At 71.0% G+C, this 9,606-nt stretch carries 9 protein-coding genes; 8 read left to right on the top strand and 1 reads right to left on the bottom strand.

The window, feature by feature from the left end:
* Positions 1–380 (bottom strand): AfsA-related hotdog domain-containing protein (locus H5J33_RS13715; RefSeq protein ID WP_309485396.1); only part of this gene is annotated, 380 nt, incomplete at its 3' end.
* A gap of 164 nt (positions 381–544) precedes the next feature.
* Between H5J33_RS13715 and H5J33_RS13710 the strand changes: the two genes are divergently transcribed.
* From H5J33_RS13710 to H5J33_RS13675, 8 genes are all read left to right on the top strand, one after another.
* Positions 545–1,204: a ScbR family autoregulator-binding transcription factor gene (locus tag H5J33_RS13710; RefSeq protein ID WP_181795185.1), complete on the top strand. Its 660-nt coding sequence runs from the start codon at positions 545–547 to the stop codon at positions 1,202–1,204.
* A gap of 554 nt (positions 1,205–1,758) precedes the next feature.
* The gene (locus H5J33_RS13705; protein ID WP_181795184.1) at positions 1,759–2,898 is read left to right on the top strand and encodes a transposase; all 1,140 of its coding nucleotides are present in this window, start codon (positions 1,759–1,761) and stop codon (positions 2,896–2,898) included.
* Positions 2,899–2,969: 71 nt separating this feature from the next.
* On the top strand, positions 2,970–5,021 hold the full coding sequence (locus H5J33_RS13700) for a hypothetical protein (RefSeq protein ID WP_181795183.1): 2,052 nt from the start codon (positions 2,970–2,972) through the stop codon (positions 5,019–5,021).
* A 285-nt stretch (positions 5,022–5,306) separates the two neighbouring features.
* Positions 5,307–5,654 carry a non-heme iron oxygenase ferredoxin subunit gene (locus tag H5J33_RS13695; RefSeq protein WP_181795182.1) on the top strand — a complete coding sequence of 116 codons (348 nt, stop codon included), beginning with the start codon at positions 5,307–5,309 and terminating at the stop codon, positions 5,652–5,654.
* Complete coding sequence (locus H5J33_RS13690; RefSeq protein WP_181795181.1) at positions 5,651–6,898, top strand: FAD-dependent oxidoreductase; 1,248 nt, start codon at positions 5,651–5,653, stop codon at positions 6,896–6,898. Before H5J33_RS13695 ends, H5J33_RS13690 begins: the two co-directional genes overlap by 4 nt.
* Before the next feature lie 47 nt (positions 6,899–6,945).
* Positions 6,946–7,692: a DUF2306 domain-containing protein gene (locus H5J33_RS13685; protein ID WP_181795180.1), complete on the top strand. Its 747-nt coding sequence runs from the start codon at positions 6,946–6,948 to the stop codon at positions 7,690–7,692.
* Positions 7,689–8,357, top strand: a complete 669-nt coding sequence (locus H5J33_RS13680; RefSeq protein WP_181795179.1) for a LysR substrate-binding domain-containing protein — start codon at positions 7,689–7,691, stop codon at positions 8,355–8,357. The genes H5J33_RS13685 and H5J33_RS13680 overlap by 4 nt, the downstream gene beginning before the upstream one ends.
* On the top strand, positions 8,347–9,336 hold the full coding sequence (locus H5J33_RS13675) for a class I SAM-dependent methyltransferase (protein WP_181795178.1): 990 nt from the start codon (positions 8,347–8,349) through the stop codon (positions 9,334–9,336). Before H5J33_RS13680 ends, H5J33_RS13675 begins: the two co-directional genes overlap by 11 nt.
* Positions 9,337–9,606: the final 270 nt, after the last annotated feature.

The following is a 9,606-nucleotide window of genomic DNA, read 5'->3' as shown; positions in this document are numbered from 1 at the left end:
GCGATGTGGCAGCGCATTCCGGCCAGACGTGTCCCGCGCTGATAGATGTCGGAGAACTCCACCTCGGCATCTATTCGGGCGTCCTCTTCACTCGCGATGAGTTCTTGGGGAACGGCTGTGTAATGGACGTCCCACATGACGAAGTGGTGTTCCATGGGAACGGAGTAGGCTTCGTGCGCCAGTAGGATCACCGTCTGGCGAAAAGTCTCGAAAATAGTGACCGGGGAGTACCTGCCCTGCAGAGGTGAGAAGAACGCGTGCCGGCTGTTCCAGTTCCCTTTTACTCTGTAGCAGTGCTCCCCGGCCCTGGCCCACTCCGCGGGGATAACGTCACCCCCGTCGGCCTGGTGGACCAGGGCCGGAGCTATTGTCGAAGACATGCCAGAAGCATGTGCAGTGTTCACTTTCCCCCCGCTTAAGAGAAAGATCCATTGTGGGTCGTCCCGGGGTCAACATATCGGCACAGCTGTTTGTCGTACAAACGTTTTACTAGCACGTCCGGCAAATGGGTTGAATTACAGCAAAATGGAACAAGGAGACGTACATGACTCGACAGGAGCGCGCAAAGCGGACGAAGGAGATGATTCTCCGTGCGGCCGGATCGCTGTTCGCCGAGCGCGGGTATGTGGGCACGACCCTCTATGACGTGTACACACGCGCGGGAGTCACGAAAGGGGCGTTCTACTTCCATTTCCCCTCCAAGGAGTCCCTGGCCGAGGCGGTCCTCGCCTCCCAGATGGAAGGGGCCGCCTATCCGCTGGTGCCCAGGTCCCTGAGGCTGCAGGAACTGGTCGACGCCGGACTGGCCTTCGCCTGTTCGATAGCGGAGGACCCGTTGCTCCAGGGCAGCATCCGGCTTTCCCTCGACCTGCTCGACCAAGGCGTCGGTGTGGACGCCAAGTTGCCGTTCCGGGCCTGGATCAAGCAGAACCACGAAGCGCTGGAGGACGCGAAGGCGCAAGGCGAACTCAAGGCCCACGTCAACACCGAGGAGGTCGCCGAACTCCTCGTCGGGGGGTTCTCGGGTGTGCAGCTGCTGTCCTATGCGATCAGTGGCCGCCGCGACTTGCCCGAGCGCGTGTCGGTTCTGCTCGCCCACGTGCTCGCGTCCATCGCCACGGCCGGCGTGCTGCCGCGCCTGGATCTGTCACCGCGGCGGGGGCGTGAAGTGCTGGCCGAGGCCGGGCGAGTGGCGATGGAATGAGGGTCCCCGGCCCGAGCGGATGTTCAAGAAACTTTTACCCGGGATGCGTTGTGCCTGGTCAGAGTCCTGAGAGGGATCCGGATCGGGATCCTGCCCCTGGCATATATCTGGACGAACAGCGTAACTCGGCCCATGTAGTTTAAAATTTAAATACGGGCTTGCTGGTAGGGTTTTGAGGTCGGCGCCAAGGATCACAACGGGGGTGAGGTCGGAGGTGGGCGCCGGCCGCAGGGCCGCAAGGGGGCGGCGTCGCACCGTCCAGAGTGCGACGGACAAATTTTCTGGAATACGTGAATTCTCTTCCCGAGTGTCGCTTGCGCGTTTTGGCCAAGCGTCGCTTCAGTGTGCCGTAATGCAGGAACAAGTGTTCTGTCGGCGGAGTACGGGCGCTGCTGAAAAACGGAGACAACGTTATGTGACTCTTGGGGCGCCTGGCTCGGTCTGCATGATAAAAGCCGCTGCTTCAGGTCGTATTGGGGGATGATGTGACTGTTCTCGAAGTCTCGCCGCTCACTCTTGCCAACGGCCCCGCAGAGTTCGCCCGCTGTATCTTCATGCCTCTGCCGCGCTCGGATCAGCGGCGCTGGGCGGAGGTCTACCTCCGGGGGCTGCTCACCGTCCCGGGCAAGAAGACGATCAAGAAGATGATACGGGTGTCCGGGGACAAGGACGTCTCCCGGATGACCCAGTCCCTCCAGCAGTTCATCAGCCAGAGCACCTGGGACTGGTACCAGGTGCGCGAGGCGATGGCCCGCAAGCTGCACGCCAGCCTGGACGCCGAGGCGTGGGTGGTGGACCAGGCCGTCGTGCCCAAGCGCGGCACCCACTCCGTCGGAGTCGCCAAGAGATTCGTCCCCGCGCAGGGCAGGACGTTCAACTGCCAGGTCGGCATCGGCCTGTTCCTCGCCACCGACATCGGCTCCCTGCCGGTGGACTGGAGCCTCGCCCTCGACGACACCTGGTCGCTCAACGAGGAGCGGCGCTCGCGCGCCAAGATTCCGGCCGACGTCGCGGGCAAGCGCGACTCGCAGCTCATCCTCGACATGGTGGACCGTGCCGTCCACGACTGGGGCCTGCCCGCGCTGCCCGTCGTGGCCGGGCTGTGCAACTGCCCGGACGCCTACAGCCTGCTGGCCGGGCTGCAGGAGCGCGGCACCGGCCTCGTGCTGGAGGTCCCGGCCTCCCTGGAGGTACTGCCGGCGTTCCCCACCGCCGTCAAGCCGGCCGCCAAGGCGGCCGTGGCCGACGGCGCCCGGCTGCCCACCGCCCGGGAGCTGGTGAGCGGAGGCACCAGCCGGCCCCACGTCACCTCCGTGCCGCACGACGCCGAGGAGGCCCAGCGGGTGTTCCTGCGCTCGTGCCTCGTGCGGGTACCGGGACTGCGCACCCGGCCGCACTTGGCCAACGCGACCTTCCGCCTCTACGCGGAGTGGTCGCCGACCGAGGCCCAGCCCACCCGGTTCTGGATCACCAACCTCCTCGACCGCCGCCCCGACGAGATCATGCGCCTGGCGGCCATGCGCCAGGAGAGCGCCACCGACCTCGAGCGGATGGAGAAGAGCTTCGGCGTCAAGGACTTCGAGGGGCGCTCCTTCCCCGGATGGCACCGCCACATGACCCTGGCCTCGGCCGCGTACGCCTTCGACAAGCTGAAGGCCGCAGGCCGGCTGATGGCCTGTACGCCGAGCTTCTGAGCCCCGCCGCAGCCGCGCGCGACAGGGGCAACCCGGGCAAACGACGTGACACGCATCCCGCAGAAGGGCCCATGGGCGACCAGGACCATACGTTGCGCCGCTTCCTCACCACCCTCTCCCCCCGGCCCTACGTCCGGGCCGCCGCATGGGACAGCGCCCAGCGGCGCTGGGCGAACCGCTACCCCACCACCGCGGACCTGCACGGCCTGCGCGGCGACCGTCCCGTCGCCATGCACCTGTTCCCGGAGGACGCCGGCGAGGGCACCCGGATCTGGGCCTTCGACCTGGACGCCAGCGTCCGCCGCGAGCACGCCGAGCACCAGGCCCACCGGCTGTACGAGCTGCTGACCGCCGCGGGCCTGCCGGCCGTCCCCGTCCGCTCCGGACCCACCGGGGGCCACCACATCTGGACGGCCTGCGAGGAACCCATCCCGCTCCCGGTGCTCCAGCGCCTCATCCGGACCTTCAGAGCCCTCAAGGAGCACGACCCCGACTCCCCCCACTCGCTGAGCACCCTCGACACCACCCCCTGGCTCAATCTGCGCACCGGCGCGCTGCGCCCGCCCGGCGCGGCCCACCGGCTGGGCGGCCATGCCGTCCTGCAGGAGCACAGCCTCGACGAAGCCCTGCAGGCCCTCGCCGGCGGCGGACCGCTGCGCGCGCTGACCCGCCTCACCGACGAACTCGAGGAGATCGCCGGTGACAGCCCGTCGGTCCGGCCGGCCCGAGCGGTGGCACGGGCCGTGGTCTCAGGCCGCCCCCTGCCGCCCAGCATCACCGGCGCCGACCCGGCGGCCGTCCCGCACCGGCGCATCGTTGCCGACGGGTCCGACGCCAAACCACGGCTCGCGGGCCGGCGTCTGGCCCTCACCGCGGCCGGCCGGGAGGCCCTGAGCACCGCGCCGCACCCCACCGCCGACCACTCGGCGCACGCCTGGCGCGCCCTGGTCGCCCTCGCGCTGGCCCGCTGCACCTTCTCCGACGTGCTGACCCTGCTCTACGACAGCAAAGCGTCCCCGGGCCTGGAGTACTTCCGCAGCTATCGCAGCGCACGCGGCCGGGCGGCCCGCAGCGCCGCGGAGACGGAGGCGCTGCTCAGCCGGCAGTGGGAACTCGCCGTCGAACGCGCCGCCCGGCTGCCCTTCGGCGGCACGGGCCGCGACGACGACCCCGCCCCCGAGGTGACCGCGGCGGTCAACGCCCTGCTGGAACGCATGGAGAAGGCCGGGCCCGCCCGCTGGTCGCAGCCCGCGGGGCCGGCCGACGAGGCGGTGCTGCACTGCCTGGCACTGCTGGCCCTGGTCAGCGGCAGCCTCACCATCGACCTCGATGTGCGCAGGGGCGCCCTGCTGACCGGGTTCAGTGCGCAGACCGTCAACGTCGCCATCCGCGACCGCCTCATCCCGGACGGCTGGCTGCACGAAGTACGCCCGTCCGACTTCATCAAACGACGGGCCCGCACGCTTGCCCTGGGCACCGGGTCTGACACAAGTGATAACGCCCCCCAGCACACCCACCGGGCTCTGCTGCGGCGTCTGGGCACCCGGGTCAAGGAGGCGGCGTCCGAACTGTGGTCCAGGCTCGGCCACCATCTCCACCGCACCTTTCAAGCCGTCGGACGGGAGGGGTCGACCATCGCCGAGGTCGGGACCCGCACCGGGTACTCGCGCCGTACGACCCTCCGGCACCTGGGGATTCTGCGTGACCAGGGGCTCGCCCTGTTCGTCGGTGAGGTCTGCCGCCGTACCGGGCGCGGCGTGGACAGGGCCCGGGACGCCCCCGTGCCCGAACGCGCCCTGGTCTACGAGGTGGACCGCTCCGTCGCCGCCTGGTGGCGCGGCGAACTCGCCTGGCTGCGCGCCCCGCGTGCCGCGAAGACCCGGCGGCGCGCCACCGGCCGGGACGGTGCCGCGGACCTGACCGCCACCCGCTACCCGAGAACGGCGCTGGGCCGCCCCGATCACGCCCGTGCCTGGCTGCTGTCCGCGTTGGCGTTGCTCAACCGTCCCGCCCAGGGCGGTTCGGGCCAGGGGTGGAGGCGCGTTCCGGTGTGCCCGCGGGCCGCGCGCCTGCGCGCACTGACCGAATTCTCCCCTATTTATGCGGAACAGTTATCAGCGTAAATATTGGACACGAGGTCCCGGCTCGGATTGACTCGTCATGCGCTGGGAGCCCGTAAAAACCGGGCAGTGGGCGGGCGGGAATAACCTCTCCGCGCGTCCCGGCGCGTGCCAAGTTCTCTTGGCAAACTGCCGGCCTGCGTCCTTCCCCCGGCGATCGCAGGCCGGCTCAAGCCACCGCAATTGCCTGAAGCTGCTTCGTTAAGAGCGCCTTGTGCCTTCGGTCGAACAGCCGTGAGCATCTCTGGAGAGGCGCCGACAGCAGAGGGTGCCGGACAGGAGGAACCCATGCAGTCAGAGGCCGCCGAGCGCAGGATTCCGTTGTTCGCCGACGGAGACCTGGAAGACGGAGACGCGTTTCTCCTGCCCGCCGATGCCTTCGGAGGCGCCGACTCCATCGCCGTGTTCAAGGACGAGGGGCAGTACCACGCTCTCGACGACACCTGCCCGCACGCCAACGCCTCGCTCTCCGAGGGCTGGGTCGAGGACGGCGAGGTCGAGTGCCCCCTGCACGGCGGGCGGTTCTGCCTGCGCACCGGCGAGGCGACCGCGATGCCCGCCACCGGTACCGCCCGGACCTACCCCGTCGAGGTCCGCGACGGGCGGGTCTGGCTCGTCCTGGACGGTAGCGAGTGACCCCGGGAGACCGCCCGCTCCCGCGCCACATCGCCGTCGTCGGCGCCGGCCTCGCGGGGGTCTCCGTCTGCGCCGAACTGCGTCGTCTCGGCTACGAGGGCGCCCTCAGCCTGTTCGGCGAGGAGGACGGCCTGCCGTACGACCGGCCGCCGCTGAGCAAGGACTTCCTGCTCACCGACATGCCCGTCGAGAAGCTGTGGCTCAGACCGGAACGGTGGTACGAGGACAACGACATCGACCTGCGGCTCGGCGAGTCCGTGACAGCGCTCCACCCCTTCGACGGGCGGATCGAACTCGCCCGCGGCAGCGCCCCGCGCGCCGACCTCGTCGTGCTCGCCACCGGAGGCCGCCCCCGCCCGCTGAACGTCCCTGGCGGGCACCACCGCTCCCTGGTCGCCCTGCGTTCCCTGGACGACGCGCATCTGCTCAAGGAACGACTGCGCAGCGGCGCCGAGATAGCGGTCGTCGGCGGCGGACTGATCGGCGCCGAGGTGGCCGCCTCCGCCCGTGCGCTCGGCTGCTCCGTGACCGTCGTGGAACCCGCCGATCCGCCTCTGGAGCACCTCGTCGGCCGGGTCCACGCCGCGGCCCTGCACGCCCAGCACCAGGAGCACGGGGTGCGCGTCCTGCGGACCACCGTCGACGAGGTGGTCCACGCCGGCGCCCGTACCGTCCTGCGCCTGGCCGACGGCACGTCCCTGGGCTGCGACCTCGCCGTGGTGGGCGTGGGGCTCGAGCCCGAGACCTCGCTCGCCGCCTCGGCCGGCCTGCACACCGACCGCGGCATCGTCGTCGACGCCCACCAGCGCACCTCCCACTGGCGGATGCTGGCCGTCGGCGACGCCGCCCGCGGCAAGGCGGCGTCCGCGGCCACCGCGGTGGGCCACTGGCACGCGGCCCGGACCCAGGCCGCGCACGCCGCCGCAGGCGCCCTCGGCCTGCCGCGTCCGGAAGAGACCGTGCCCTGGTTCTGGTCGGAACGCTACGGAACCCGTCTGGAGGCGGCCGGACAGCCGACCGCCGGCACCACCACCGTCGACCGCGGCTCGCTGCGGGACGACTCGGTGATCACCTTCGCGCTCGTCGACGGCCGCTGCGTCGGAGCCGTCGCGCTCAACCGGCCCCGCGAGATGGCCGCGGCCCGCCGCCTCATCGGGCGGGGTGCCGTGGTCGACCCGGTCCGGTTGGCCGATCCCGGTGTCGACCTGCGATCGCTCGTCCCAGGCCGTCCCCGTACGGCCTGAAGGACTCAACCCACGCCACTCGACTTGAACCGGAAGGCTGATTCCCCATGGCCACAGACAGCGCGACCACTCCGTCGCGGGCCGTACCCACCCCGGCGAACAGAACGACACCGCGCTGGCTGCGCGAGAGCTGGGTCGTCCTGTTCGCCGTCTACTGCATAGGCTTCGGCATCTACGGTGAGGCGAAATACGCCACCTTCAGCCGCGAGATGTCCCGGGTGCCGGTCCGGCCCGATGTGCCCGCGCACTATCCGCTGCTGGCCATCCACGTGCTGACCGGCTTCATCGCCATCTGCCTGGCCTGGTGCCAGGTCTGGCCGTGGCTGCGCGAGACCCGCCCGCAGCTGCACCGGCGGCTGGGCTGGGTCTACTACCTCTTCGGTGTGTTCCCCTCCTGCCTGCTCGCCTTTCCCGTCGCCATCCTCACCCCGGCGGGCCAGGCCGTCCGCTCCGTGCTCCTGGTCCTCGCCGTCATGTGGACGGTCACCGTCGTCGCCGGCTTCCGCGCGATCCTGCAGCACCGGTACGAGGACCACCGCCGCTGGATGCTGCGCAACGTGGCCCTGACCACCACCATCGTCACCTCCCGCATCCTGTCCTGGTGGTTCGTCAGCTGGACCGACGGCCTGCTCCCCGACACCTACGAGCACCAGCCGCTGCTGACCTTCACCAGCATGTCCGCGACCGGCCTGTGGACGGCCCTGCTGCTGCACATGAGCTTCGTCGAGTGGTACCTGCTGCGTCCCCGGCGTCGCGGGGGCGCCCGGAAGACCAAGGGCGCCGCGGCCCGATGACCGCTCCCTCCGCTGTCGGAGCTCCGGCACCGCCGTCCGCCCCGGCCCCGTTCGTCCGCCTGCTCTACCAGGGGTCGCCGCTGCAGGCCTCCCGTCTGGTGCGGGCTGCCGGCCGGTGCGACGCCCAGATCCTGGCCGAACCGCACGACACCGGCGACCCGCTGGAGCTGCTCCGTGCCGGGCGGGCCGACTTCGCCGTCGCCTCCGCGGAGGCCCGCCTGCCCGGCCTGGCCCTGTCCCCGGTCCTCTTCACCGAGGGCCGGGTGCTGGCCGTGGGCTCCGGGCACGCACTCGCCGGACACAGCGCCGTGCGGCTGAGCGACCTGGCCCGCGAGGGTGTCGCGCCCGCACCTGCGCCCTCGCCCTGGCGCTGGCATCCGGGCGCCGCGCCCACGGGGCCGGGCCCCACGCAGTCCCTGCGGGAGCTGTTCAGGGCAATCGTCCACGCGCGCACCGTCCACGTCTTTCCCGCTTCGATCGCGGATGTCGCGCCGCGGGGCGTGCGGCTGCTCGACATCCTGGACGCGCCGCCCGTTCCGATCGCCCTCGCCTGGTCGGCGGACCGGGGGGTCAGCCCTGAGGCTGCCGGGTTCCTCCGCGACGCCGTCGGCCGGGCACCGGCCGGTGAGAGCCGCACCACCCACGGGAAGGACCATGGGCGCTGACGACGAGCCCGTGCCGGGCCTGTGCGCGGGCCTCGATCTCCACGCCTCGGACCGGGAGACCGAGGCCGGGCACTTTCTGGCGGCGGCACCCCGCCACTGGGCGGCGGTGCGGGGCGTCGGGCTGCTGCCGGGCTGGCGTGTCCTCGTGATGGGGCGACACGCGTTCGGCTACCTGCGCTGGATCGCCGATCTCGTCGGCCGACGGGGCTCGGTGGTGGTGGTCATACCGGGCAGCAGTCCCGCGGACGCGCGCGGGTCGGTCCTCGCGTCCCGTCTGCCCTGCCCGGTCACCGTGGTGCACACCGACGGCGGACCGCTGCCTTTCCCCGACGACGAGTTCGACGCCGCATGGTGCGCCGGCATTCTCGACACCCGGGCGGAGGAGGAGGTCGCCGACCTGTTCGCGGAGGTCGAGCGGGTGATTCGTCCCCAGGGCGTTGTCGCCGTCCGCGACAGCGTCCCGCACCTGCTCATCGTGCGGCCGGGCGACCCCTACCTCATCACCGACTTCCGGCGCGCCGCGGCGGCCCTGCTCGACTGCCCGCAGCGCCTGACCCTCGGCCAGGATGTCCACCTGCAGCTGCGGCACAGCGGCTTCACCCGCGTCGAGCAGCACGTCGACCTGGTCGAGTACTACGCTCCCGTCCCCCACCCGGTCCGCCGCTACTACCAGCAAGCGCTGGCGGCCGTCGCCCGGCAGGCGGCCATCGTCGGCATGGACGAGCGGTGGCACCACCTGCGCCGCGGCGACGACCCCGGCCACCCGCTGCACGCGCCGGACGCCTACGTCAGCGAGGGCTACGTGCTGGCTTCGGGCGTCAAGGTGAAGAACACCTCACTCGGCGGTCACCGAAGCGGCCGGACGGACCGCAGCGGCGTCGCGGCCCAGGGACAGCGGATCGCACATGACGGCGGCCAGCAGCACCGCGACGTCCCAGTTGCAACCGGAGGCGGCGGCGTGGAAGCCCGCGGCCAGTGAGGTGGCCTCCGTCAGCCGGCTCGCGAGCAGCGAGCAGTCGATCATGTAGGCGGTGAGGAGCGCCTCCATCCACGGGTGTTCCTCCCGCAGGCCCGGAGCACCGATCAGGGCCCGCCGCATGTGCGGCAGCGCCTGTGCCGGGCGGCCCTCGCCGAGGGCCAGGGCCGCGCGCGCCGCGTTGAGGAACACCTGCGCGTGCGGCTGGGAGGAGGCGGGCACCTCGCGCACGGCCCGCGCCGCCGCGTCCATGGACCCGGTCACCGACAGCAG

This window comes from Streptomyces sp. WELS2 (assembly GCF_013870595.1).
Lineage (GTDB): Bacteria > Actinomycetota > Actinomycetes > Streptomycetales > Streptomycetaceae > Streptomyces.
The sequence above is the reverse complement of the archived record's forward strand: the minus strand, read 5'-3'. Positions and strand labels throughout refer to the sequence as shown.

Bases quoted from the DNA above. Each gene is read 5' to 3' on its own strand.
- H5J33_RS13680 (WP_181795179.1), top strand. From the start codon at position 7,689: ATGACCGCTCCCTCCGCTGTCGGAGCTCCGGCACCGCCGTCCGCCCCG.
- H5J33_RS13710 (WP_181795185.1), top strand. From the start codon at position 545: ATGACTCGACAGGAGCGCGCAAAGCGGACGAAGGAGATGATTCTCCGT.
- H5J33_RS13700 (WP_181795183.1), top strand. From the start codon at position 2,970: ATGGGCGACCAGGACCATACGTTGCGCCGCTTCCTCACCACCCTCTCC.
- H5J33_RS13705 (WP_181795184.1), top strand. From the start codon at position 1,759: ATGCCTCTGCCGCGCTCGGATCAGCGGCGCTGGGCGGAGGTCTACCTC.
- H5J33_RS13675 (WP_181795178.1), top strand. From the start codon at position 8,347: ATGGGCGCTGACGACGAGCCCGTGCCGGGCCTGTGCGCGGGCCTCGAT.
- H5J33_RS13685 (WP_181795180.1), top strand. From the start codon at position 6,946: ATGGCCACAGACAGCGCGACCACTCCGTCGCGGGCCGTACCCACCCCG.
- H5J33_RS13695 (WP_181795182.1), top strand. From the start codon at position 5,307: ATGCAGTCAGAGGCCGCCGAGCGCAGGATTCCGTTGTTCGCCGACGGA.